Source organism: Pseudoalteromonas sp. P1-13-1a, assembly GCF_001401875.1.
GTDB lineage: Bacteria > Pseudomonadota > Gammaproteobacteria > Enterobacterales > Alteromonadaceae > Pseudoalteromonas.
Map to the genome: position 1 here is coordinate 13,648 of NZ_LKDV01000025.1, position 25,352 is coordinate 38,999.

General features: G+C 42.2%; 20 protein-coding genes. 13 read left to right on the forward strand and 7 right to left on the reverse strand.

Annotation, left to right across the window (positions count from 1 at the left end):
• A complete protein-coding gene (locus tag AN391_RS14625; RefSeq protein ID WP_055016084.1) occupies positions 1-534 on the forward strand; it encodes a YfiR family protein in 534 nt (177 codons plus the stop codon).
• A gap of 3 nt (positions 535-537) precedes the next feature.
• Positions 538-2,571 (forward strand): EAL domain-containing protein, encoded by a 2,034-nt coding sequence (locus AN391_RS14630; RefSeq protein WP_055016085.1) that lies wholly within the window; start codon positions 538-540, stop codon positions 2,569-2,571.
• Here AN391_RS14630 and AN391_RS14635 read toward each other — a convergent pair whose 3' ends face one another.
• The 5 genes from AN391_RS14635 to yegQ form a co-directional block, all read right to left on the reverse strand.
• Entirely contained in the window at positions 2,572-3,207 is a 636-nt protein-coding gene (locus AN391_RS14635; protein WP_055016086.1) for an isoprenylcysteine carboxylmethyltransferase family protein, read from the reverse strand.
• A gap of 98 nt (positions 3,208-3,305) precedes the next feature.
• Positions 3,306-6,233 carry a TonB-dependent receptor gene (locus tag AN391_RS14640; protein WP_055016087.1) on the reverse strand — a complete coding sequence of 976 codons (2,928 nt, stop codon included), beginning with the start codon at positions 6,231-6,233 and terminating at the stop codon, positions 3,306-3,308.
• A gap of 324 nt (positions 6,234-6,557) precedes the next feature.
• Positions 6,558-7,883: a PAS domain-containing methyl-accepting chemotaxis protein gene (locus tag AN391_RS14645; RefSeq protein ID WP_055016088.1), complete on the reverse strand. Its 1,326-nt coding sequence runs from the start codon at positions 7,881-7,883 to the stop codon at positions 6,558-6,560.
• A 132-nt stretch (positions 7,884-8,015) separates the two neighbouring features.
• Positions 8,016-8,270, reverse strand: a complete 255-nt coding sequence (locus AN391_RS14650) for a YfhL family 4Fe-4S dicluster ferredoxin (RefSeq protein WP_055016089.1) — start codon at positions 8,268-8,270, stop codon at positions 8,016-8,018.
• A 9-nt stretch (positions 8,271-8,279) separates the two neighbouring features.
• Positions 8,280-9,671 carry a tRNA 5-hydroxyuridine modification protein YegQ gene (gene yegQ, locus AN391_RS14655; RefSeq protein WP_055016090.1) on the reverse strand — a complete coding sequence of 464 codons (1,392 nt, stop codon included), beginning with the start codon at positions 9,669-9,671 and terminating at the stop codon, positions 8,280-8,282.
• A gap of 217 nt (positions 9,672-9,888) precedes the next feature.
• On the opposite strand from yegQ, the gene ndk reads away from it, so the two are divergent.
• From ndk to der, 9 genes are all read left to right on the forward strand, one after another.
• Positions 9,889-10,320 carry a nucleoside-diphosphate kinase gene (gene ndk, locus AN391_RS14660; protein ID WP_004586996.1) on the forward strand — a complete coding sequence of 144 codons (432 nt, stop codon included), beginning with the start codon at positions 9,889-9,891 and terminating at the stop codon, positions 10,318-10,320.
• 184 nt (positions 10,321-10,504) lie between these two features.
• Positions 10,505-11,635 carry a bifunctional tRNA (adenosine(37)-C2)-methyltransferase TrmG/ribosomal RNA large subunit methyltransferase RlmN gene (locus AN391_RS14665; protein WP_004586995.1) on the forward strand — a complete coding sequence of 377 codons (1,131 nt, stop codon included), beginning with the start codon at positions 10,505-10,507 and terminating at the stop codon, positions 11,633-11,635.
• 126 nt (positions 11,636-11,761) lie between these two features.
• Positions 11,762-13,648, forward strand: a complete 1,887-nt coding sequence (gene pilW / locus AN391_RS14670) for a type IV pilus biogenesis/stability protein PilW (protein ID WP_055016091.1) — start codon at positions 11,762-11,764, stop codon at positions 13,646-13,648.
• Positions 13,645-14,541, forward strand: coding sequence for a RodZ domain-containing protein (locus tag AN391_RS14675; RefSeq protein WP_055016092.1), 897 nt, complete (start codon positions 13,645-13,647; stop codon positions 14,539-14,541). Before pilW ends, AN391_RS14675 begins: the two co-directional genes overlap by 4 nt.
• Before the next feature lie 5 nt (positions 14,542-14,546).
• Positions 14,547-15,665, forward strand: a complete 1,119-nt coding sequence (gene ispG, locus AN391_RS14680; protein WP_055016093.1) for a flavodoxin-dependent (E)-4-hydroxy-3-methylbut-2-enyl-diphosphate synthase — start codon at positions 14,547-14,549, stop codon at positions 15,663-15,665.
• 396 nt (positions 15,666-16,061) lie between these two features.
• Positions 16,062-17,342, forward strand: a complete 1,281-nt coding sequence (gene hisS, locus AN391_RS14685; RefSeq protein ID WP_055016094.1) for a histidine--tRNA ligase — start codon at positions 16,062-16,064, stop codon at positions 17,340-17,342.
• Positions 17,343-17,361: 19 nt separating this feature from the next.
• Positions 17,362-17,982: a tetratricopeptide repeat protein gene (locus AN391_RS14690; RefSeq protein ID WP_055016095.1), complete on the forward strand. Its 621-nt coding sequence runs from the start codon at positions 17,362-17,364 to the stop codon at positions 17,980-17,982.
• A gap of 10 nt (positions 17,983-17,992) precedes the next feature.
• Positions 17,993-19,171 carry an outer membrane protein assembly factor BamB gene (gene bamB, locus AN391_RS14695; RefSeq protein WP_055016096.1) on the forward strand — a complete coding sequence of 393 codons (1,179 nt, stop codon included), beginning with the start codon at positions 17,993-17,995 and terminating at the stop codon, positions 19,169-19,171.
• A gap of 74 nt (positions 19,172-19,245) precedes the next feature.
• Positions 19,246-20,712, forward strand: coding sequence for a ribosome biogenesis GTPase Der (gene der, locus AN391_RS14700; RefSeq protein ID WP_055016097.1), 1,467 nt, complete (start codon positions 19,246-19,248; stop codon positions 20,710-20,712).
• A 110-nt stretch (positions 20,713-20,822) separates the two neighbouring features.
• On the opposite strand, the gene AN391_RS14705 is transcribed toward der, so the two are convergent.
• Together AN391_RS14705 and AN391_RS14710 are read right to left on the reverse strand one after the other, a co-directional pair.
• Positions 20,823-21,323 carry a zf-TFIIB domain-containing protein gene (locus AN391_RS14705; RefSeq protein WP_055016098.1) on the reverse strand — a complete coding sequence of 167 codons (501 nt, stop codon included), beginning with the start codon at positions 21,321-21,323 and terminating at the stop codon, positions 20,823-20,825.
• 39 nt (positions 21,324-21,362) lie between these two features.
• Positions 21,363-21,950 (reverse strand): DUF4202 domain-containing protein, encoded by a 588-nt coding sequence (locus AN391_RS14710; RefSeq protein ID WP_082429335.1) that lies wholly within the window; start codon positions 21,948-21,950, stop codon positions 21,363-21,365.
• 216 nt (positions 21,951-22,166) lie between these two features.
• On the opposite strand from AN391_RS14710, the gene AN391_RS14715 reads away from it, so the two are divergent.
• Together AN391_RS14715 and AN391_RS14720 are read left to right on the forward strand one after the other, a co-directional pair.
• Positions 22,167-23,894, forward strand: coding sequence for a DUF885 family protein (locus tag AN391_RS14715; RefSeq protein WP_055016100.1), 1,728 nt, complete (start codon positions 22,167-22,169; stop codon positions 23,892-23,894).
• A 119-nt stretch (positions 23,895-24,013) separates the two neighbouring features.
• Complete coding sequence (locus AN391_RS14720; protein ID WP_055016123.1) at positions 24,014-25,321, forward strand: DASH family cryptochrome; 1,308 nt, start codon at positions 24,014-24,016, stop codon at positions 25,319-25,321.
• Positions 25,322-25,352: the final 31 nt, after the last annotated feature.

Here is a 25,352-nt window from a genome sequence, read left to right on the forward strand (position 1 = left end):
ATGCTTAAGCTTTTAAATCGACTGCTTTACCTATTTTTATGCCTTGGGCTTTGTACAAGCCCAAGCGCCTTTGCTGTGCAAAAAGAATATGTACTTAAAGCAGGCTTTTTATATAACTTTGCCCGATTAGGCCAATGGCAATCAGCTAAAGAAAACACACCCGATTTTTTAATCTGTAGCCCCGATAGCCAATTTATAGCCATAGCCAATGCCGCTTTAGAAAATCGCAAAGTGCATAATCGCTACCTACGTAATAAATACACCCCCCTTAAGACAACCGTACTTGAGGACTGTGATATAGTCTTTATTACCGATAATACCTACAAATTATGGTTAGAGGCTCACTCTGCCCTTGAGTTAAAAAATACAATGGTAGTTGGCGAAACCGATGGCTTTATAGCCACAAATGGACATATTCGATTTTTTCTATCAAGTAGTAAGGTACGCTTTGAAGTTGCCCCAAACAAGCTCAAAAAAGCAGGCATTACTATGAGCTCAAAAGTGCTTCGCCTAGCACGTGTAGTTGAGGGGTAAATAATGAAAAACTACTTCTCGCTTAACTCAATGAGTAAAAAGCTGCTGTTTATTTTAATGAGTGTTGCGCTTATCTCTACGGCGACTGTAACTGCTGTTTTTAGCGCGTATGAGCTAAAAACCGCAAAACAAGAACAAACGCAAAGCCTAAAATCGCTATCTCAAATATTGGCCCCCAATATAAGTACGGCCTTAATTTTTTACGATATTGCTGCCATTAAAGAGCTCATTGAGCCGCTATTAATGCGATCCGACATTGTTTCTGTAGAAGTGCTAGACAATTTTAGCCAACAACTCGCAAGCGTTGCATCACCTAAATACAATAAAGAAAACTCAGCTGCGCACACTACAGAAGTAAAAACACCACTAAAAATTGACGCACAGCGCTACGGTACGCTAATTGTGCGCGCCGACGACAGTGACCTCAACGACAGAGCCGCTTTTTATGGCCGGTTTATTATTGTATTAATGATTTTTAGCTTTATTTTAAGTTTGCTTGTATCGCTAATGCTTAGAAAGCGTTTTTTAAACCCCATTTTATATTTAGCACAAACTGCGGAGCAGATAACCTCATCTAACGACTATAGTTTACGAGCTAAAGAGCTTTCAAAGGACGAAGTGGGTAAGCTAACCAGCTGTTTTAATACCATGCTACAAACCATAGAGCAGCGGGATAACCTACTTGAAAACCAAGTAAAACGAAGAACAAAAGAGCTCGAAAATGCCAATGTTCAGCTGCATCAATATGCCTATCAAGATGGCTTAACCGACCTACCTAACCGCCGTTATTTTTATGAGCACCTGCAACAGCTTGTAAGCACACCTGAACAAAAATTTTCTTTGGTTTTTATTGATTTAGATGGCTTTAAAGAAGTAAACGATAGCTTAGGCCATGACTTTGGTGATTTATTACTCCACGAGGTGGCTAAGCGACTTCGCCGCTGCTTAAAACAGCAAGATATAGTGGCGCGCTTAGGCGGTGATGAATTTACCCTAATACTTAAAGGGGTAAACGATACAACAACGGTCTCCCATATAGCTCACGATGTAATGAAAAGCCTTACCCGAACCATAACTATTAAAAACGAGCATGTTCAGGTAACTGCAAGTATGGGCGTGGCATTTTTCCCACAAGACGGCGACTCGGTAGAAACGTTGATCAAACGAGCCGACCAAGCAATGTATTTATCAAAAAGTAAGGGGCGCAATAGGTTCGAATTTTTTTCCTATGAAATGGAAGAGCTCGCTATTGAAAAACGTCGTCTTATAGAAGAGATACGCATCGGCTTGCATAAAAACCAGTTTGAACTTTACTATCAACCAATATGGGACCCACATTCACATACGCTAAAAAAAGCGGAAGCGCTGATCCGTTGGAATCATCCAAAAAAAGGCATTATTGGCCCTGCCGAATTTATTGATGTAGCAGAACAAAATGGCTTAATAAAAGAGCTAGGAGAATGGGTTAAATCGCAAGCTGTTCGTGATGCTGTAGAGTTTAATAAACTAAGTTATACACCGGTGCAAATTAGTGTAAACACCTCACCTTTAGAAATTGACCGCGACGGTGTGTGGGTTACACAATGGGTAGAGGCATGCAAACTTTATAAATTGCCCCCTCACACGATTCTAATTGAAATAACTGAAAACAGCTTAATGGACCCAGATAACGCAATCCAACACCATTTAAAGCGGCTTAACGCGCTTGATATAGACATTGCCATTGATGACTTTGGGGTTGGCTACTCATCGCTTGCGTACCTTCAACAATTAGACATTGATATACTTAAAATAGATCAATCGTTTATACAAAATATTGAAGCCAATAGTAGCAGTATAGCGCTAATTAAAGCCATAATTACAATGGCGCATAACTTAGGGGTAGAAGTGGTCGCCGAAGGGGTAGAAACACCCACTCAACAAGCGCAATTAATTGCATTGGGCTGTGACTATATTCAGGGCTATTTATATTCAAAGCCACTTTCAAAGCAAAACTTTATAAATAGCCATCTGCAAATAAAAGCCACCACCGAATAATTACAGCCAGCGCGGTACGGTTTGCTTGTAGTTTAGGTAGTCACTATTAAAGCGCGTTGCTAAATGCGCTTCTTCAACCACTATTTGTTTATAAAGTGCAATTAAGCCCACGGCCAAGCAAATTAAACTAAATACACTCGGTAAGGCTAAAAAGAATCCCAGCTGAGCAGTTGCCACGCCTACATACATGGGATTGCGCGAAAAACTATATAAGCCTGTGGTTTTAAGCGTTTGCGGTCCATTTGGATCTATACCCGAGCGCCAAAGTGACGCCATATGAAAATGCACCACCATGCTAAGTGCAAAGCCCGCCGTGAGCAAAATATTGCCAAACATAACACCTGGCCACCCATTTAAGGAATTAAACATACCTAAGTAGTTGTCGGTGACAGGTACAAACACACGCAGCACACACACTAACCATATAGCAGCCCGAAAAAACTTAAACGCCATATGATTCCACCAGCTAGTACAAAACTTAGCGCCAGGAAAAATAACACCCGCAGGCGTAGAACGGTTTTTATAAATAATTCTAACGGTGTAAAACCCCGCCACAAACGTGTAAAAAAGCGCTAAATACACACGCGTAAATTCGATTAGCGAAGCAGAATCATCTATAAACGGTTGGTAGCTCATTAATTTATTTTCTTCATCCTTTTATAATAATTTCATCATAATAGCCATGCTATTTATTAACAAGGTTAGTGTGCTAAAAACGTATAGTGGGTTTTTACCTAAAAACTATAATTTATACCCGCGTAGTAGCGCCTACCTGAGTAACTTGAACTTAATAAACGCGCATCAGTATCGTTACCTAAACGCGTAACAGTTTCCGATTTAGTTAAATTAATAACAGAGGCTGTTAAACTTAAGCTATCAGATATATTAATGGCGGCATTTACATCAACTTGCTCGTAAGGGTCTTGGTATACATTTAAACCACTGTTTAAGCCAAGTACAGTTTCGCCGCGTTTATTGTACGACGCGCGAAGAGTAAAGTACTCGCCTTCGTAATAAGCGGAGGTGTTGTATTGGTATTTAGCGCTTCCAATTAATGGCGATTGGCCAAATTCTTCACCATTTACACTTACATCGGCTTTATTGGTTTTGTTATAGGTGTAATTAGCATAAAAGCCAAAACCGCCTGCAAATGCATGTTGAATAAATACTTCAGCCCCTTTTGATACCGCATCAGTGCCGTTACCCACGGTGCTGTATGGCGCAACGGTAATTACCCCGCTTTCTACTATATTTTCTTTGCCTGCAAACTCTTGCTGCATATCTATTACCAGCGGCACAACAAAGTTATCAACCTTTTTATGAAATAGCGCTAGCCCCAATGCTGAGCCCTCGGCGTAATAATATTCAATAGATAAATCGGCCTGCACTGATTCAAAAGGTTTTAAATTTTTATTACCGCCTCTGCCACTAAAGCCTGCAAGCTCGTTAAATGCAGCTCTGTCATCTGCCCATTCATTTGATACAAACGTAATACGCTGCTGCGAGCCTAAATCGCTGTAATCTGGTCGCGCCATCACTTTAGCAATAGCGCCTCTAATCACTAAATCGTCGGTGGCATCCCACGCTATGTTAAAGCTTGGTATAATTTGAGTGTCGGTGTTTTTTTGTGTAACCAACTGATAGTCATCTACAAAGCGCGCATCGCCAGTTACCGGCTCGCCTGTTTCATCATTGGTGTGGTCACGTTGATAAGTATATAAATCGGTAGAAGAGGTTAATGTTTTAGTGTGTACTACGCGCACACCTAAATTACCTCTAATGTCACTCAATTCAAAATCGCCTTGAATGTAAAACGCGGATATTTTTTCTTCAATATCGTATACAAAATTATCTTCTATGCGGGTATAAGGTGTGTAGTTGTTTGTTACTAAATTTCGGTATTTATCCCAATCTATGCTGGGCATTTGGTTTATGTTAAACCCGCCCACTATATTGGTTTGATTAATAAACACCTCCTCGGCCAGTGGCATACCACCATTCCATTGATAGCTATCAAATTGCGTTATACCTTGCTCACTTGCTTCACCTGCAGCAATATCAAAGTTAGAGTCTAAAAAAAACGTATTGCCGGTCTCGCGGTGTAAGTTAGCGTGGCGATATTTAGCGCCGGTTCTAATGGTTTTTAAAAACCCCCAATCAACATAAAAGTCGATGTCGGCCTGATAATAATCTTCCTCGAGTTCACTGCGAACAAAGCTTGAATTTGACGAGCCAGCATCACGGCCGCCGCCCAAACCACTTTGCAAGTTAGCGAATGTATTTGGGTCAATATTAAGTGATACATTATCTTGCGCTATTGACCAGCCAGCTGTTTGAGCTGCATTTTCTATAACGGCTTGGTTTTCACCAGCGTTTGAGCTTTTATATGCCGCTTCCCAGCTTTCTTCAGGCCCACCCTCAGATTGCGTGTTACCAATAACAAAACGTGCTTTAAAGGTATCGCCTTCGTAGGTTAAATTAAAATCAAACGTATCGGAGGTAGACTCTTCGCGTACATAACTGCCACGCATCCACGGAAACTGCATATCGTTTTCAACACCGCTAACACTGGCATTATATTGCATACCCGTTGCAATAGTGCCTGTTTGATCAAGTGTAACGGCGGTTAAAAAATCAGGATTGAGTGACCATTCTGGTATATCAATGACTGATTCAGTTCTGTCTTGCCCAAGCGTAAACCCAAAGTAGTTAAAGCCAAGCTCTAAGTTGTTAGTTGGTCGCCACTGCGTACTAAATTGAATACCTTCACGCTCACGTTTTTCATTAAGCACTGAAGCACGTACTACCTGCGGAAACCACACGCCATCGTAACTCTTACCACTGGCATCATTAATAGTATCCCAGCCATTATTGTTATCAACTGCATTTCCATTAATATCAGCAGGTTGGCCGCCACCAGTGTAACGCCATACATTGGCATCGGTGCTGCCTGTTAATGTGCGATTAGTACGCTCTTGATAGGTATAACCCATTAATACGCCAAAGGTGTCGTCGTCATTCTTCCATGAATATAAGCCAGTAAATTGCGGCTCGTATTCTTTTGTTACATCAGCGTAAGTGGATTCAACATTAAATACACCTGAGTTTGCCTCCATGCTTAAAGGCTTGCGGCTATGCATCAATACTGTGCCACCCACTCCGCCTTCATCTAAACGTGCTTCTGGCGATTTATACACTTCTACGCTTTCTATCATGGCAGAGGGCAGTAAAGTGTAATCGAACGAACGAGAAGGCTCTCCGGGTGATGACGCTATAAAATTGCCATTAAGCTGAGTAAATGTAAGCTCAGATGATAAGCCACGAATACTAACCGATGCCCCTTCTCCGCCGTCGCGTTCAATAACAACACCAGGCACTCGCTGCAACGAATCCGCTACGTTTTTGTCAGGAAATTTCCCGATATCTTCGGCTGTAATTGCATCCACCACAGAGCCAGACATCCGCTTAACATCTAAATTCTCAGCCATACTTGTGCGTATTCCTCGCACTTCAATTACTTCCATGTTTTTTTTAAGCGGAGTTTTAGCGTTTTGTGAGGTAACACCATCGGCTAAACTAAGCGAACTTGAGCTAATAAGGGATACACAAAACAAAGATTTATATATTTTAGAAAAGGGGTAATGACGTGGGCAATTAATCATTTTTATAACTATTCCATTTATGTTGCTTTTAGCTAAGCAAATAAGTGATTCCGTCAACGTATTGAGGTACGCAATAGTAAATTTTCGCAAAGTTTACATGGCGAAACTTAATCTATTGTTAACGTATGGCTTAATTTCCCCTTATCATGATTTAAAAACTGACTTACACCTCACTACCTAGGGCATATTTGGTTTATATGGCTAGTTTTAAACGCTGTTTTAAGTGTAAAAAAACGCCTAGGGTATTGTTTAAAATACGCCATAAAGCAAAAAACCGCGAACGCGGTTTTAGTATATGCTTGTTTTTTATCGCGCTATAGCCAATCAACTATTAGAGTTTAATTGGCTTGTGAATTGCCCCACCGCATTCACTACCTTTTGTGCTCCATCTTGAATTTCAGCCATAACATCACCTGACTCTTTAGAAAGCGCTAAACCTTGCTCGGCTTTTTCTTTACCTTGCTCAATAACGGCCACTGTACTTTGAGTTTGTGATTGATTACGCTGCACAACTTCCACAATTTCTTCTGTTGCCTTTGATGTTCTTGACGCCAAATGCCTTACTTCATCAGCTACTACAGCAAAGCCGCGCCCTTGCTCTCCTGCACGCGCAGCCTCTATTGCAGCATTAAGGGCAAGCAAATTGGTTTGCTCAGCAATACTACTAATACTTTGCACTATGCTGGCTATTTGTTGTGACTGCTGATCAAGTGCCGATATTTCATTAGCGGCTTGCTCCATATTAACGGCTAACTCATTCATAACAGAAACTGTTTCTTGTAGCACGCTACTACCACGCTCTGCGGTTTTATCTGTTTCTGTAGAGGTGCCGTAGGCAATTTCGGCAGCTTGCGATATAGCAATTTCGCGGTTTACTTGCTCAGTAATTACGGTGGCAAACTTCATTACTTTATAAAGTTGATCCGCATCATTTGATATTGGATTGTAAGTCGCTTCTAACCAAATCACGTTGCCATACTTATCTATCCGCTTAAACCTATCTGCAATAAATTGGCCTTGCCTTAATTTACTCCAAAATTCTTGGTATTCAGCCGAATTAGCTTCTTCGGTTTCACAAAACACTCGGTGATGTTGACCTATTATTTCTGATTCACTGTACCCCATGGCCGACAAAAACTGATCGTTTGCCGTTAACACGTGGCCCGCTAAATCAAACTCAATCACGGCCATAGAGCGATAAATCGCTTTTATTGTGTCGCTTTGCTCGCGAGAAGTCGCAATCGTTTTGGTAAGCACAGTGCCAAACACAGAAAAATACAATAACTGGTTTTGCTCGCCCACCACTGGGTGCACTATTAACCTTAGCCATTCTGCATTGCCATCTTGGCGTATAAACTCTATGGCACCACTCCAGTGGCCTTCTTTTTGGAATGCTTTTTCAAGTTCTTCGTATTCTGGTGATAACCGCGACTGCTCAGCAATAAATTCGCCTAACTGATTATTTGTTAAATTATCTTCGTTATAGCCAAGTGCGTTTAAAAAGTTATCGTTAGCATGCGAAATTCGTCCATCATAAAGTACATTAAGTACCAGCATTTCTTTGTAAAGCCCTTCCCATACCTGCTCCAAGGGATACAGCTGGGCTTTTAAAGCGGCTATTTCGTTTTGCTTACCTTTTGAAAAAAACATTAATTTCCCTACCAAAAAACACTAAATCAAGTTACTTTCAGTATAGAAGGTATTAATGATAACGCGATAATTAATAAGTAGTTTAAGCTAAATTTTTACTCTATTTTTAAGCATAAGCTTGTTTTTATGTGTTCAGCTATCACTTTCAACAAGGTTTACATACTTTTGTGCGAGCTGCTCAAGTGACTCCTTATTTAAAGGATCGCTTTTAATACACTTAATAGGGCACACTATGACACAAGTGGGTTTATCGTAATGCCCCACACATTCTGTGCATTTACTTGGGTCTATTTGATAGATTTCTTCCCCCATAAAAATGGCGCTGTTGGGGCACTCATCTACACATACATCACAGTTAATGCATTTATCACTAATAAGTAGTGCCATGCCTATCCCTTACACACCTGCTATTTTTTTATAAGGGTTACGCGTATCTTGCTGCTCATCTAAATTACGCATCAAAATGGCATGCTCTACATTAATGCTCTCATCTAATGGTATTTTTACACTATGCCCAGACCCTTTTGCATCACTAATCCTTTCGCCCTGTTTGTTTTGCATGCTATCAAGTACAAAAGTGATGTTACCTTGCGGGGTCATTAGCTCTAAAGAATCCCCTACACAAAATTTGTTTTTAACGTCTATGTTTACTAACCCCTTTTCATCGCGTCCTAACACCTCTCCTACAAATTGCTGCTTAGTCGATACCGAATGACCATATTCGTAATTTTGGTAATCTTGATGAGCATGGCGTTTTAAAAAGCCTTCGGTGTAGCCTCTATGCGCTAAGTTTTCGAGTGTTTTAAATAAGTTAGGATCAAACGCCTTACCTGCAACCGCATCATCAATTGCTTTACGGTAAACTTGCGCAGTGCGGGCGACGTAATAAAACGACTTAGTTCGCCCTTCTATTTTTAAACTATGTACGCCCATTTCTGTCAGCTTTTCAACATACTGTACGGCGCGTAAGTCTTTTGAATTCATAATGTAGGTGCCATGCTCATCTTCAAAGGCTGGCATATACTCCCCTGGGCGTCCTTGCTCTTCAAGCATGTAAATATTATTGGTTGGCGCACCTTCACCAAGCGTTGGTATAACTTGGTTAGGGTCAACTTTGTGCACCATATCGCCCGTTTCGTTTTCAGTGCCTGGTTTTACATCATAATCCCAGCGGCAGGCATTAGTGCAAGTTCCCTGATTTGGGTCGCGCTTATTAATATACCCCGAGAGCAAACAGCGCCCAGAATACGCCATACATAATGCACCATGCACAAACACCTCAAGTTCAGTATTTGGGCATAGTGTGCGAATTTCTTTTATTTCTTCAAGCGAAAGCTCGCGCGATAAAATCACCCGCTCAATACCTTGTTTTGCCCAAAATTGCACGCTTGCATAATTAACGGCATTTGCTTGCACCGATAAATGAATAGGCATAGTGGGCCATTTTTCACGTACCAACATAATTAAGCCAGGGTCTGACATAATCAGCGCATCGGGCCCCATCGCAATCACCGGCTCTATATCACGTAAATACGATTTAACTTTGCTGTTATGCGGCGCAATATTAGAGACCACATAAAACTTTTTATTTCGCGCATGAGCTTCATTAATGCCTATTTGTAGCGTCTTTAAATCAAACTCGTTATTACGTACCCGCAAGCTGTAGCGAGGCTGGCCGGCATAAACGGCATCAGCTCCATATGCAAAGGCGTAGCGCATGTTTTTTAAACTCCCCGCAGGGCATAACAGTTCAGGTATAAAAGCAGTGATAGAAGAACCAGCTGGCATAAACGCTCCATACAGCTAACCGAGTACTCATCGGCTATGTGATTAATTAATTTACAAGCGCGGCATTATAAATGCGCCAAACAATGTGCTTTTGATCAAGATCATAAAACTGCAACCAAACTGGTTTTTAATAAAATTAGGTTTTTTCAATTAAAACGCGTATAATTCGCGCCCGTAAATATTCACACTTTTATTTAAAAATTATTGGAGCATAAAGATGGCTTTAGAGCGTACTTTCTCAATCGTAAAACCTGATGCAGTAGCAAAAAACCACATCGGCGCAATCTACAACCGTTTCGAAACTGCGGGTCTTAAAATCGTTGCAGCTAAAATGGTTCACCTTTCAAAAGAGAAAGCTGAAGGTTTCTACGCAGAGCACAGCGAGCGTCCTTTCTTCGGTGCTTTAGTATCTTTCATGACATCTGGCCCAGTAATGGTTACTGTTCTTGAAGGCGAAAACGCTGTTCTTAAAAACCGCGAAATCATGGGTGCTACTAACCCAGCTGAAGCACTAGCAGGTACTTTACGTGCAGACTACGCTGATAGCATCGACGAAAACGCTGTTCACGGTTCTGATGCTGTTGAATCTGCTGCTCGCGAAATCGCGTACTTCTTCGCTGACGAAGAGCTTTGCCCACGTACTCGTTAATTCGAGCTTTACAGCTAACGCTGTAATGCAAAGTAAGAAAAGGGCTTTCGAGCCCTTTTTTAGTCATTACGTAAAGTATCCTTAAGTACATTTTTGATATTTTACTTAATGATTAAAGTGGGTGAATTGTGTACAATTTATCCTTGTAAATTTTATCTCCACCGTCACCGATTGAGGTTGTTTCATGACCGAGCAAAAAAAGATTAACTTATTAGATTTAAACCGAGATGCAATGCGCGAGCTGTTTGTATCATTCGGTGAAAAGCCATTTCGTGGCGACCAGGTGATGAAATGGATTTATCATTTTGGCGTTGATAACTTTGACGATATGAGCAACGTTAATAAAAAGCTTAAAGAAAAGCTTAAAAACGAATGCGAAATTGTTGCGCCAGAAATCTCAGTGCGCCAGCAAGCAAGCGACGGCACTATTAAGTACGCTTTAGTGCTCGATGGCGGCCAAGAAGTTGAAGCGGTATGGATCCCAGAAAAAGACCGCGCCACTTTATGTGTATCTTCACAAGTGGGCTGTGCCCTTGAGTGTACGTTTTGCTCAACTGCGCAACAAGGCTTTAACCGTAACCTTAAAGTATCGGAAATTATTGGCCAAGTTTGGCGTGTAGCTAAAGACATAGGCCTTGATGGCAACAGCGAAAAACGCCCTGTTACCAACGTAGTAATGATGGGTATGGGCGAGCCACTACTTAATATTAAAAACGTCGTGCCAGCAATGGAGCTAATGATGGACGACTGGGGCTTTGGTTTATCTAAGCGCCGCGTAACATTAAGTACCTCAGGCGTTGTACCTGCGCTTGATTTACTAAAAGAAAAAATAGACGTCGCACTTGCTATTTCACTTCATGCACCCGATAACGCACTGCGTGACGTACTTGTACCAATTAATAAAAAATACCCTATTGAAGAATTTTTAGCTGCGTGTCGTCGTTATATCGATGGCTCTAAAGCCAATAAAGACGTAACCATTGAATACGTTATGCTAAATGGCGTTAACGACAGCACCGACCAAGCCCATGAGCTGGTTAAAACGCTTAAAGGTACACCTTCTAAGGTTAACCTTATTCCGTTTAACCCGTTCCCAGGTAACGAATACACACGCTCTAGCAACAGCCGTATTGACCGTTTTTCTAAAGTACTGCAAGCAGCGGGTATTACGTGTATTGTGCGCCGTACCCGTGGTGACGATATTGACGCCGCCTGTGGGCAATTAGCTGGCGATGTTGTTGACCGTACAAAACGTATGGCGAAAAAGAAAATGCGCGACGATAACGCCATTAGTGTAAATATTCAGCAAGCATAAGCCTGCCACCACCCTGTGTATTTTCCCTATACAGGGTGGTTAAGTTGTTTATTTTTAAATAAATGATGCAACACTAAAGGTTTTAGGTAAGATAGGCGCTATGGATAGAAAAACAGAGACAAGGTAATGCGATCTTTACTTGCTTTAACACTTTCAACACTAGCCCTTAGCGGATGTGTAAGTGAAAGTAGTTATAACGGCAGTGACAAACCCGTCGTCGAAAACAAAATCAATAATGCAGGCGCAGCACGCACTCGTATCGCCCTCGCTTTACAATATTTAGAAACAGGCAACAACTCGCAAGCAAAGTATAACCTTGAGCGAGCTATAGAATTTGCCCCTGATCTGCCTGAAGTACATTACTCTCTTGCTTATTATTACCAACAAGTAGGCGAAAAAGAGCGTGCCGATAAAGCCTATCAAAAAGCATTAGCAATTAACCCTGACGATCCGAATACGCTTAATAACTACGGTGTGTTTTTATGTAGCATTGAAGAGTATGACCGCGCGACCGATCAGTTTTTAAAAGCAATTGATATCCCAAGCTATATACGCGTTGCCGAAAGCTACGAAAACCTTGCATTATGTGCCATTGAATTTAACGACTTTGAAAATGCAGAGAGTTACTTTAAACAAGCACTTAATCACAGCTCGCAACGTACATCGACCCTAATAAGCTTAGCCGCCCTTTTTTATGCTAAAAGCGATTTGCATAAAGCCAGCGAAGTACTAAAGCGCCATGACGACACCGGCCGAGTGTCTGCACGGGCTTTATTGCTTGGTTATTTAATTAAGCAGCGTATGGGCAGAATAGAAGAAGCAGAAAAAATTGCCGCTACTATAATGCAAACTTACCCGACAAGTAAGCAAGCCTATGCTATTCGCGATAATCGTACCAAACAAACTGAGTTTGAAATTCTACGCGAAAAATACCGTAAAGCGCAGCTTGAAGAGCTTCAAGAGCAGTACGGCGAAGAGCAAATTAGGGTTGAGCAACCAAAAATTAAAATTATTCGTAAAAAACGCCCAACTACCGATAATTCGACCAGCTTAATTTCACCAGGGGTTGAGCCTTCAAGCTCAGTATTAAATGAGGCGCCAAGCGCGCAGGCAACCATCGCCGCTGTAAACAAACAAAAAAGCGTAGCTGAGCAAAGTGATGACGCTAACACTCTCACGCCAGCCGCGCAAACTAAAGTAGTTACAACAACTAAAGCAGTAGTGCCTGCTGCGACAGCGGCTCCAACCGTAAAAAATACTGCCCAAGCGCCTGAAACTAACAAAGAACAACCTGCCCAAGAGGTAAACAAGCCTACACCTGCAGAGTCTAAAACAGATACCGCAGCCGTGCTTATGGCATTAACAACGGATCACCAAGCGCAACACACGTCTAAAACCAAAGCTGAGCCGCCAAAAACTGCCGCTACACAAGCAGCTAAAGAGGATGACGAAGTAAAAATAATTTCATTTGGCGCACCAAAACAAGCTAACTTTAATACTCCACAAAATACACGTTCTGCTGCAAATGGCCCACAGAATACGGGCTTAAATAATGCAGTTGTATTTTACGAGGCTAAAAAAGACAGTGCTGTATTTAGTGGTAATTCATACAGCGACAACCAAGACATTACACTCAAAAACTATCAACCAAGTGTAAAACAAGTGCCACCAATGCTTAATCCAAAAGTCCCCCCTTTAAAGGTGCCTTTTCATATTATTGAGTTTGGTGAAAACCTATTTAGCATTTCAGTGCGATACAATGTTAAACTACAAAAACTCCTGCAGTGGAATGGTCTAAAGGAGTCGGATCGTGTGATCAACGGAAGTAAAATTTATTTAAACGATCCTAATATTTATTACGAGATTAAAGCTGGCGATACCCTTTACGACATAGCTACCCAGCGGCATGTATTAATTGATGAATTAATGCGATGGAATAAATTAAGCCCAGATATAGAACTTACACCTGGGCATAGACTATTACTAGTGGATCCAAATTCGTACCTATTATGACAGAAGAAACTACGCAACAAAGCGATGAGCCAAGTGTTGGGCAACTATTAAAAGCGCACAGAGAGCAGGCTAATGTAAGCTTAGAGTCACTTACTGGCCCACTTAAGCTTTCTATTTCTCAGTTACAACGCTTAGAAAGCGATCAGTATCAAACATTAGGCCCTATTACCTTTGTAAAAGGCTACATTAAAAACTATTGCCGTGAACTACACGTCGATAGCGCCCCTATATTAGCCAGATTGCCCGCACCGCCTGAGCCTACAAAGCCGGCTAACATGCAAAGCTTTTCGCGCCGCACAGAAAAAGAAGCCCACGACAGCCGCCTAATGCTGGTGAGCTACATTATTTTAGCCATTGTTATTGGCTCATCTGCCTTATGGTTTTGGCAAAATGCCACCCCTATCGATGAGCAAACAAGCACAATCAATATTGAAAATTCAATTTTAGATAACCTGCAAACTAACAACGCGCTAAATAACGAAAGTCAGAACACCTCACAAATGCAAGCAACACAGGCTGTTGAGCGCACACCGGCGGTGATGCCTATAAGTGCTGAACAAGTCCCCTTAAGTGAAGCCGTTAATGCCACGGCGCCTATTGCCGCTGACACCCAAGCAGCCACTAACGAGCCCGACACGCAAAGTAACACCAGTACAATTAACATGGTGTTTAACGATGAGAGCTGGGTAGAAATACACGATGGTGAGGGTGAGCGCATTGCATTTGGCGTAAAAAAAGCAGGCTATAAAATGACTGTAAGCGGTACCCCGCCTTTTTCGGTTGTGCTAGGTAAGCACGACGTAGTTAGTGTTTCTCTAAACGGCGAACCAGTTGATATCTCTGGTTATCCTAAAAATCGTTTAGCCAAATTTAAATTACCATTAGCAGAGTAGTCGCTATGTTTTCAGAATCTCCAATTAAACGCAGAAAATCAACCCGCATCAATGTAGGCAACGTGCCTATTGGTGACGGAGCCCCTATTGCCGTGCAGTCGATGACCAATACCGACACCCTAGATATAGATGCCACGGTTGCGCAAATCCAAGCAATACAAGATGCCGGCGCTGATATAGTGCGTGTATCTGTCCCAACAATGGATGCCGCAGAAGCGTTTAAAAGTATAAAAGAGCAAGTGAGCATTCCGCTTGTTGCCGATATTCACTTTGATTACCGCATAGCGTTAAAAGTGGCAAAATATGGCGTAGATTGCCTGCGCATAAACCCAGGGAATATAGGTAGTGAAGAGCGTATTAGAGCTGTTGTAGACTCAGCGCGCGAGCATAATATTCCTATTCGTATTGGTGTAAATGGCGGCTCATTAGAGCGCGACCTACAAGAAAAATACGGCGAGCCAACTCCCGAGGCATTACTTGAATCAGCAATGCGCCATGTAGATATATTACGCCGCCTTGATTTTGACCAATTTAAAATATCGGTAAAAGCATCAGACGTATTTTTAGCTGTAGGCGCTTATCGCTTACTTGCTAAAGAAATAGATCAACCCCTGCATTTAGGGATCACCGAAGCCGGCGGCATGCGCTCAGGCTCGGTAAAATCGGCTGTAGGCTTAGGCATGTTACTTGCCGAAGGTATTGGTGATACGCTGCGTGTATCACTTGCTGCTGACCCAGTTCAAGAAATCAAAGTCGGTTTTGATATTTTAAAATCGCTGCGTATACGCTCACGCGGTATTAACTTTATTGCCTGCCCTAGCTGCTCACGTCAAGAGTTTGATGTCGTAAGCACCATGAACCAGCTTGAAGAGCGCCTTGAAGATGTGGTTGAGCCAATGTCTGTTTCAGTAATTGGTTGTGTCGTTAACGGCCCAGGCGAAGCCCTTGTGAGTGATATTGGCCTTGCCGGTGCAAACCGCCGCTCAGGTTTATACATTAATGGCGAGCGTCAAAAAGCGCGTATTGATAACAACAACATTGTTGACCAGCTTGAAGGCTACGTGCGCGACTTTATTGCTCAAAAAGAGCAGCAAACACCTATCGACATTAAAATAGTCGAATAAATACCGTATAAAGCGCCAAACCATGCTGTTTGGCGTTTACCTTTATAGCTAGAGGATACCCAAACGACCCCAAGGTACAGAATTCAGCGTTTCACAGGCTCTTAATATCAAGGCGTTACTTTGCAAAAATGGCAATCCCTTTTAAAAAGTAACAACGATGAGAATAAGTGTCTGTAAACCGCCCAACGGGTTGGTTTAAAAGCGATTTATACTGCGTTATTGATTTTAACAATAGAACCACTATTACTTTCAATCAATGCCTTGCCTAAATCGCTTTTAATTCAAACGACGCTCGCATCATGGGGTCATTTGGGTATATAATGACGGGTCAATTTTTAGCATTCTTGTTGTGTAAGCATTTTTTTATTACACATAAACAGTAATTAGGATTTATCAGTGGCAAAACAAATTCAGGCAGTTCGCGGTATGAACGATTGTCTGCCGGGCGACACGCAAGTTTGGCAGAAAGTAGAAAACATTTTACGCGAGACAGTAGCATCGTTCGGTTATCAAGAAATTCGTTTTCCTATTGTAGAATCAACCGACTTATTTAAACGCTCTATTGGTGAAGTAACCGATATAGTAGAAAAAGAAATGTACACTTTTGCCGATCGTAACGGCGACATGCTAACCCTTCGCCCAGAAGGCACCGCAGTATGTGTACGCGCAGGTAATCAAAATGGCTTGCTTTATAACCAAGAGCAGCGCCTGTGGTACATGGGCCCAATGTTTCGTCACGAGCGCCCACAAAAAGGCCGCTACCGTCAGTTTCACCAATTTGGCTTAGAAACATTTGGTATTGCCACAGCCGATATAGACGCAGAAGTTATATTATTAACAGCGCAATTATGGAAAGCGTTTGGCATTAGCGAGCACGTCCGTTTAGAGCTTAACTCGTTAGGTTCTAACGAAGCGCGCGCCGATTATCGCGATGCACTTGTAGCCTACCTTGAACAACATACCGACGTACTTGATGAAGACTCAAAGCGCCGTATGTACTCAAACCCATTACGTGTACTTGATAGCAAAAACCCAGACGTGCAAGCAATCTTAGTGGGTGCACCTAAATTGTCTGAGCATTTAGATGCTGAATCAAAAGAACATTTTGCAAATTTATGTGAACGTTTAGACGCAGCTGGCGTCATATACACGGTTAATGAAAAGTTAGTACGTGGTTTAGACTACTATAACCGCACCGTGTTTGAATGGGTAACAGATAGCCTTGGCGCACAAGGTACAGTATGTGCCGGCGGACGCTACGATGGCTTAGTAGAGCAACTTGGCGGTAAAGCCACCCCAGCGGTAGGTTTTGCAATGGGCCTAGAGCGTTTAGTGCTGTTACTCCAAGCACTTGAGTGTGTAGGTGACATTCGCCGCAATGCTGATGTATATTTAGCGGCAATGGGCGACAAAGCAAGCATTCAAGCCCCAGCCATTGCAGCTCAATTGCGTAGCGACGTGCCAGGTTTACGCGTTATGGTGCATGCTGGCGGCGGTAACTTTAAAAAACAACTAAAACGAGCTGATAAAAGCGATGCACTAGTGGCTGTTATTATCGGCGAAGATGAATTAGAAAAAGGCGTTGTGACCATCAAATATTTACGTGAGCGTAAAGAGCAAGTCACACTAGAATTAGAACAAGCTAAAGCGCTATTAGCTGAGCTTATCAATAGCTAAGCTAACTTAAGAGGTAATAATGGACATTTATTCAACAGAAGAACAACAAGCAGAAGCCATTAAGCGCTTTTTTCGCGAAAACGGTATTTCACTTGCGCTAGGTGTAATTGTGGGTTTAGGCGGATTATACGGCTGGAAAGCCTACAACCAAAACCAAATTACAACGGCTGAGCAAGCGTCTGACCAATATACAACACTTGTACAAAGTGACGATGTACTTGGCGCGGCCGATACATTCATTAAAAACAACCAAGACACAAGCTATGCAACTTTAGCCGCTTTTGTTGCGGCAAAAGACGCTGTTGATGCAAAAAAATTAGACTTAGCTAGTGAAAAACTAAGCTGGATTGTTACAAACGCTCAAAGCGAAGAGCTTAAAGCCATTGCCATTACGCGCTTAGCACGTATTCAACTTGCACAAGGCAAGTATGACGAAGCACTTACAACGTTAAACTCGCCACTACCAGAAGCATACAGCGCCAATGTAGCAGAACTTAAAGGCGATATTTACATTGCGCAAGGTAATAAAGACCAAGCTCGCTCTGCATACCAAGCAGCGGCTGAAGCAGCGGGCTCAGCTACAAACCCTTTATTACAAATTAAATTAGACGACCTAGCAGTAACTAGCCCAGCGGCATAAGGTTTTAGGTATGAAAAAAATAACAACAGCAACGCTCGCACTATGCATGGCAACACTTATGGGTTGCTCATCAAGTGATGACGAAGACGAGTTAGTACTTCCTGAAATTGTTAATCAGTTTGAAACAGAGGTAGTGTGGCAAGAGTCGGTTGGCAGTGGTGTAGAGCATTATTTTTCTCGCTTATCGCCTGCTGTTTACAAAGACACCATTTATGTAGCCAGCCGTGAAGGCCAAATTGAAGCGCTGTCGCTTACTAATGGCGATACACTATGGGAAACCGACATACGTGAAGACGTATCGTTTTGGCCATGGTCAGATAACGGCACTGCAAAATTATCAGGCGGTATACTACAAGCTTATGGTAAAATTTACGTAGGCTCTGAGCACGGCTTTATTATTGCGCTTGACCGTGAAACCGGTGAAGAAGTATGGCGTAAAAATGTACCTGGCGAAGCGCTGTCTAAACCAGCCGCAGGCGATGGCCTAATTTTTGTAAACTTAGGCTCGGGTAAATTATTAGCACTTCACCCAGATACAGGCGAAGAACGCTGGAACTTTGAGCAAGAAGTGCCACCGCTTACTTTACGCGGCCAAAGCTCGCCAACTGTAGCAAACGGTGGGGTGTTACTGGGCCTAGAAACAGGCAAACTAAGTGTGCTTATTTCAGAAAGCGGCTACTCAGCATGGAGCGCAGAAATTGCCGTTGCTAAAGGCGCATCAGAATTTGAGCGTTTAGTGGATGTAGACACGCAACCTATTATTAGCGGTCCTTACGCTTATGCTATTGCATATAACGGTAACCTAGCAGCGGTAGATATTCGCTCAGGTAATGTTGTATGGAAACGTGAATACAGCAGCTATCGCGAAATAGCGATGGATGCCCAAACTATTTACCTAGTAGATAGCGAAGGCGTAATTTACGCACTAGATAAAAATTCAGGTATTGAACGTTGGAGCCAACCCGCTCTGCGTGGTTGGTACCTAACAGGCCCTGCAGTAGCAGGTAGCCATTTAGCTTTAGGTGACCAAGAAGGTAACCTTCATTGGTTAAACAAAGACACTGGCGAGTTAGTATCTCGTGAAGAATTTGACAGCTCGGGCTTTTTTGTAGAGCCGGTTGTAGCCGACGACAAGCTAATTTTATACACCCGTGATGGTGAAGTTAGCGCGGTTACAATACCGAACTAACTAGCTAACACTTAAAGGTTTTTTGTAAGGCTTCGCACTGCGAAGCCTTTTGTTGTTTTTTAAAGAGGTAGTTTATGCTTCCCGTGATCGCTCTAGTTGGGCGACCCAATGTGGGCAAATCCACATTATTTAACCGTTTAACACGTACTCGTGATGCACTCGTAGCCGATTTTCCAGGTTTAACACGAGATAGAAAATATGGCCAAGCTAATTACGATGGCTATGAATTTATCGTGGTAGACACGGGTGGTATTGATGGCTCCGAAGAAGGCATCGAAACCGAAATGGCTGATCAGTCATTACTCGCCATTGAAGAAGCCGATATTGTGCTGTTTTTAGTTGATGCCCGCGTAGGCATGACCGTAGCCGACCAAGCCATTGCAAATCACTTGCGAAAGCAAGAGAAAAAGTGCTTTGTGGTTGCCAACAAAACAGATGGCATTGACGCCGACTCAAACTGTGCTGAATTTTACCAATTATCATTAGGTGAAGTACATCATATCGCGGCAGCCCATGGCCGTGGTATAACACTATTGCTTGAACAAACGCTGCAACCTGTAATTGCTGAGCTTGCCGCGCTTGACGAAGACGTTGCTGATGATGACGAAGAATTAATTGACCTTTATCAAGAAGCCGAAGGCGACGATACAGACCATCAAGCGTTTGCCGATAAACCAGTAAAACTGGCTATTATTGGTCGCCCTAACGTAGGTAAGTCTACACTTACAAACCGTATACTTGGTGAAGAACGTGTAATTGTATACGATATGCCAGGCACCACCCGCGACTCTATTTATATTCCGATGACCCGTAACGACAAAGAATATATTTTAATAGATACCGCAGGTGTTCGTAAGCGTAAAAAAGTAAGCGACGTAGTTGAGAAATTCTCAGTAATTAAAACACTTCAAGCCATTGAAGATGCAAACGTTGTACTACTAGTTGTTGATGCTCGCGATGGCATTTCTGATCAGGACTTAAGTTTATTAGGTTTTGCGCTTAACTCAGGGCGTTCATTAGTAATTGCTGTGAACAAATGGGATGGGCTTGATGATTACGTTAAAGACCGTATTAAAACAGAGCTTGATCGCCGTTTAGGCTTTATCGACTTTGCACGCTTACACTTTATATCTGCGCTTCATGGTACAGGTGTTGGCCACTTATTTGAGTCGGTTGATGAGGCGTACGAGTCAGCAACTAAGCGTATTAGCACCGCAATGCTACGCCGTATTATGGACATGGCACAGGCCGATCACCAGCCGCCACTTGTTCGTGGTCGTCGTGTTAAGCTTAAGTACGCACATGCCGGTGGTTATAACCCGCCACGTATTGTAATTCACGGTAACCAAGTTCACGATTTACCAGATAGCTACAAACGCTACCTAATGAACTACTACCGTAAAGCACTTAAAATTATGGGCACACCAATCAAAATTGAATTTAGAGAAGGTGATAACCCATTTGCAGGGCGTACAAACAAAGTAACGCTTTCGCAAAAACGTAAAATACGTGCCTTTGCAAAAGAAAACCGTAATAAATAAACTGCATAAGCATTAATTTATTTCAAAAAAAACGGCGTACTTTTTAGTACGCCGTTTTTTATGCTTTATACCAATTCACTTAATTAAGTGAGCTATTTTGAGGCTTGGTATTAAAGATTAAGTAATGCTAATTGCACCAGCCGCTCAACCGTGGTGTTTTGGGTATTTTTGGGCGCTTTGGGGTAATACTTAGATTTTGGCGACTTAATAGTTATAAACCCATGATTGGTTGCCATTTCGTGCGCTAACAGCTTTCGCTCTTTGGGGGTTAAATGGTTTTCGTGTATTTTTGCAAGCTCGCCGCTATCGAGCCATATGCCTGCACAACCTGGGCACTCGTCTATTTCAACCACTTTGAGCGGTGAAAAAAACCGGCGCATCATCACCACTTTTATACACTTTGGGCAATTAATTCGTTGCGATACATCGTATTCACTCTCGCTATATTCACCCAAGTACTTAAGTAGCACCTGGCCATGCTTTAACTCAGGCGAGCTAAACTTAAAAATTTGGCTGTTATCAAAAAATACGCCGCCTTGTGCTGACGTGTAAACAGTAATCCCGCCAATTAATAGCGGCTCAAGAGAGGTATTTGTGCGTGGGCATAACATTCTAAAATCCTTTTATTTTAATACTTAACTTACACTACTTTACTCAAGTGCTTTATGAATAAGCCCAACAAGCGGTGGTGGCAATGTAATATGTCCAGCCAATACAAACTCATGTGCTTCGTCTGACATTTTTTGCCAAGTACGGCGAATAATCCCTATCCATTTTTGCTCATCGTAATCAGGCTTGCTATTAGCAAACCCGAGCATGTAATGCTCAATAAATACAAGGCTAGCTACATCTTCTACTAATTGGCTGTCGGGGTTACGTTTAATATTCTTTTTAGCAACTGCATCGTACACTCTGTTTTGCTCAGCCTCACCGTACCCAGCTTGCTGCATAAGCGCTACAACACTACTTGCATGAAATATATAAAGTGCACCGCGCCACTGATGATAGCCCTGCTTATTCATTGCAAAGTCACTACGCGGCGACTTCCAGCGCTGAATATGCTGCCCACGCACTGCAATTTGCATTAGCTCATCAGCACCTGGGTTAAAACGGCTAAGCATGTCGCTCATACGAGTAGCATAAAGGCTTTCTTTGGGCACGCTTTGCCCATTAAATTGCTCAGTGTTTGGGTCTTGGTTGTTAGCTTCATCAATTAGGGCGATTACTTTATTAAACATGGCGGTCATTTTTTATAATAAGTTTTAATTATTCTAAACGCTGATAAAACAATAAACTAGTGCGCCAATCAGTTATGCAGTGAAATTTGTTCAATCAAAAATAAAACCACTAAATATGGGCTGTAAAAGTGAGCGCATTGATTTAGTTAACTTGGTACTATATTAAACACAAATTAAAATAAAAAAGCGCGACTAACTCGCCAATAACGGATGACTATGTTTAAAAAACGTATTTTAGCTATGTGCTTAGCAACCACCTCGCTACCAAGCCTTGCCGACAGTAACAGCGATTTAAAAACCATTATTGATAACCATTGGCAAAACGCCAAAGCTGAAAAAATATTTTTTCGAACCGACCCAGACGGCTGGAAACCAAATGGCACATTACCCGATTGGAGCGAGCAAGCCATTGCTAAGCGCCAAGCTTATAACAACAGCGTACTAAAAAGCTTAGCCAGTATTGACCCAAAAACACTCAACAACGAGCAGCTAATGAACTACCGCTTATTTAAATATGAGCGAGAAACCGAGCAGCAAAGCTACCTTTATCAGGATAAGTATTTTCCGGTTAATTTTTTAAGTGGCTGGCATACCTACTTTGCAGAAGCGCCCGCTAATATGGCTTTTTTAACAGCTGATGATTACAACGCATTTTTAATCAGCCTTGCCGACTACCCGCGCTTTAATCAGCAAAATATTGATTTAATGAAAGAAGGAATAAAAACAGGCTTTACCCATTACTGTAAAACCTTTGAAAATTACAGCCAAAGCATTAGCGCGCACATAGTTAAAAACCCCGAAAACAGCGCCCTTTACGATCCCTTTACTCGTATACCTAATACCTTTAGTACAGCGCAAAAATCAAACTTAAAACAAAAAGCACAAGCCGTAATTAAAGATAAAGTAATTCCTGCGTATCAGCATTTTTACGACTTTTTTGAAAATGACTATATGCCACATTGTAGAGCGCAGCCGGGCATAGCAAGCGTTAAAGGCGGGCTTGATTACTACAAATACACGGTTAATTACTACACCACAACAAACGCCACACCAAAGCAAATTCATGAGCTTGGCTTAAAAGAAGTGGCGCGTATAAAAACGCAAATGCAAAATATTATTGATGAAGTAGGCTTTGATGGTACCTATAGTGAGTTTTTAGAATTTTTAGCAACCGATGAGCAATTTTACGCAAAAGACGCGCAAGACTTGCTAGAAAAAACCGCGTTCATCACGCAAAAAATGTATGGTAAATTGCCCACTTACTTTGGCCACTTACCGCGTAACACCTTTACTATTAAAGGCTCAGCAAGTCGTGGCGCGTTTTATATGCCACCGGCCGACAACCGCTCGCCAGGTACTTACTTTTTAGCCTCAACACCTAAACTTCAGCCTTTATATAATTTAGAAGCACTCAGCCTGCACGAAGCCATACCAGGGCATCACTTACAAAATGCCATTGCTATGGAGCTAAATGTACCCGAATTTAGACGCACACTTAGCCACTCTGCTTTTGGCGAAGGTTGGGCCCTGTATACAGAACGCTTAGGTAAAGAAGCTGGCTTTTATCAAAGCCCATACAGCGATTTTGGCCGTTTAGGTTACGAAATGTGGCGTGCTGTGCGTTTAGTGGTTGATACCGGTATTCATGCCTTTGGCTGGAGCCGTCAAAAAGCAATTGATTACCTAGCAAGCCACACCGCTTTACCACAAAGCGCCGTGGAAGATCAGATAGATCGTTATATATCATGGCCAGGCCAAGCGCTCTCTTACAAAATGGGCGAAATTAAAATACGCGGATTACGTGCAAAAGCCGAAAAAGAACTCGGCACACAATTTGATATTCGCAGCTTTCACGACACTGTAATAGGCCAAGGTTCGCTCCCTATGGCAGTACTTGAAGACGTTATAAACGATTGGATAGCAGAGCAAAAAGCAGCTATTTAACATCAAAGGAGGCGGTATTATTTGCCGCCTCTTTTTTAAACCCTTTTAAACGCCTCAAAACTAATCCCTACCCGCTTATGCTTCGTAAACTTAATGATTACAAAAACAAGAGCATAAGTATGAGCAAACGCATTTTATATTGGCTACAAAACGATTTACGCCTAACCGACAACCCAATTTTTAGTGACCTTATGTTTCAGCAATGCGCGCTTGATATTGTATTTGTTATTAACCCGCACTGGTTTAAAAATAATAACTACCAACAAAAACCTTACGGCATACACAAACAGCAGTTTTTAATGCAAAGCTTGTACGAACTACAACAAGCACTTATTGAGCGTGGGCAAACCCTGCATGTGCTTGAGGGCGAACCCGTATCGCTTTTAAAAGCGCGTATAAATGAGCAAAATATTGATGAAGTTGTATACAGCGAACAATTTGGCGTGTACGAGCAACGCCAAATAAACTTACTCAAAGCACATTGCCCCAATACACAATTTACAGGGTCGCAGCAAGACACGCTCTTTGAGCAAAGTGTTCTCCCCTTTGATTTAAGCGAATTACCTAAACATTTTACCCCGTTTCGTAAAAAGGTAGAGGCAGCTAATAGCCCTATTACACCAACAACTTTGCCAAACGGTTTGCTCCCTAAGCCAATAACTTTATGCGCAAAAAAACCTATAGAACGTATAACAAATAAAGGCGAAATGCATGGCGGGCTTAACAGTGCGCAAGCACATTTAAAGCAGTATTTTTCAGGCGCAATGCCAAGCACTTATAAAATGACTCGCAACGAGCTGGATGGCTTTAACAACACCACCAAATTTAGTACTTGGCTTGCCTTTGGCTGTATAAGTGCAAAACAAGTATATAAAGCCGTGGAGGATTATGAGCAAAGCAACACGGCAAACGAGTCTACTTACTGGATTAAATTTGAATTGCTATGGCGAGAGTATTTTAAATGGCACGCACTTAAAGCAGGTAGTAGCCTGTTTAGCTTTAAAGGCCAAAAACAAACTAAGCCGCTTACTACTTTTACACCTACACGTTTTGCAGCTTGGTGTAATGGCACAACACCTTACCCGCTTGTAAATGCCATTATGAAAGAGCTAAACACTACGGGTTATATTTCAAACCGTGCAAGGCAAATTGCAGCAAGCTGTTTAGTAAACGAGCTTGGTCTTGATTGGCGATACGGCGCAGCCTATTTTGAGCAGCAATTAATTGATTACGATGTAGCAGCAAATTGGGGCAACTGGCAGTACATAGCCGGTGTGGGGGTTGATCCGCGTGGTGGCCGCCACTTTAATATACAAAAGCAAACCGCGCAGTTTGACCCTGAAGGTATTTATACCAATAAATGGTACGGGCACAGTAATAAAACACAGCAGCTCGATCACTTAAACGAGGTAGATTGGCCTATTTAAGCCAATCTAGTTAACCTGAATTCAGGTTATT

Bases quoted from the DNA above. Each gene is read 5' to 3' on its own strand.
- AN391_RS14625 (WP_055016084.1), top strand. From the start codon at position 1: ATGCTTAAGCTTTTAAATCGACTGCTTTACCTATTTTTATGCCTTGGG.
- AN391_RS14630 (WP_055016085.1), top strand. From the start codon at position 538: ATGAAAAACTACTTCTCGCTTAACTCAATGAGTAAAAAGCTGCTGTTT.
- AN391_RS14705 (WP_055016098.1), bottom strand. From the start codon at position 21,323: ATGTTATGCCCACGCACAAATACCTCTCTTGAGCCGCTATTAATTGGC.
- AN391_RS14640 (WP_055016087.1), bottom strand. From the start codon at position 6,233: ATGATTAATTGCCCACGTCATTACCCCTTTTCTAAAATATATAAATCT.
- AN391_RS14665 (WP_004586995.1), top strand. From the start codon at position 10,505: ATGACCGAGCAAAAAAAGATTAACTTATTAGATTTAAACCGAGATGCA.
- bamB (WP_055016096.1), top strand. From the start codon at position 17,993: ATGAAAAAAATAACAACAGCAACGCTCGCACTATGCATGGCAACACTT.
- AN391_RS14675 (WP_055016092.1), top strand. From the start codon at position 13,645: ATGACAGAAGAAACTACGCAACAAAGCGATGAGCCAAGTGTTGGGCAA.
- AN391_RS14720 (WP_055016123.1), top strand. From the start codon at position 24,014: ATGAGCAAACGCATTTTATATTGGCTACAAAACGATTTACGCCTAACC.
- pilW (WP_055016091.1), top strand. From the start codon at position 11,762: ATGCGATCTTTACTTGCTTTAACACTTTCAACACTAGCCCTTAGCGGA.
- AN391_RS14650 (WP_055016089.1), bottom strand. From the start codon at position 8,270: ATGGCACTACTTATTAGTGATAAATGCATTAACTGTGATGTATGTGTA.
- ispG (WP_055016093.1), top strand. From the start codon at position 14,547: ATGTTTTCAGAATCTCCAATTAAACGCAGAAAATCAACCCGCATCAAT.
- AN391_RS14635 (WP_055016086.1), bottom strand. From the start codon at position 3,207: ATGAGCTACCAACCGTTTATAGATGATTCTGCTTCGCTAATCGAATTT.
- AN391_RS14715 (WP_055016100.1), top strand. From the start codon at position 22,167: ATGTTTAAAAAACGTATTTTAGCTATGTGCTTAGCAACCACCTCGCTA.
- AN391_RS14710 (WP_082429335.1), bottom strand. From the start codon at position 21,950: ATGTTTAATAAAGTAATCGCCCTAATTGATGAAGCTAACAACCAAGAC.
- AN391_RS14690 (WP_055016095.1), top strand. From the start codon at position 17,362: ATGGACATTTATTCAACAGAAGAACAACAAGCAGAAGCCATTAAGCGC.
- AN391_RS14645 (WP_055016088.1), bottom strand. From the start codon at position 7,883: ATGTTTTTTTCAAAAGGTAAGCAAAACGAAATAGCCGCTTTAAAAGCC.
- yegQ (WP_055016090.1), bottom strand. From the start codon at position 9,671: ATGCCAGCTGGTTCTTCTATCACTGCTTTTATACCTGAACTGTTATGC.
- der (WP_055016097.1), top strand. From the start codon at position 19,246: ATGCTTCCCGTGATCGCTCTAGTTGGGCGACCCAATGTGGGCAAATCC.
- ndk (WP_004586996.1), top strand. From the start codon at position 9,889: ATGGCTTTAGAGCGTACTTTCTCAATCGTAAAACCTGATGCAGTAGCA.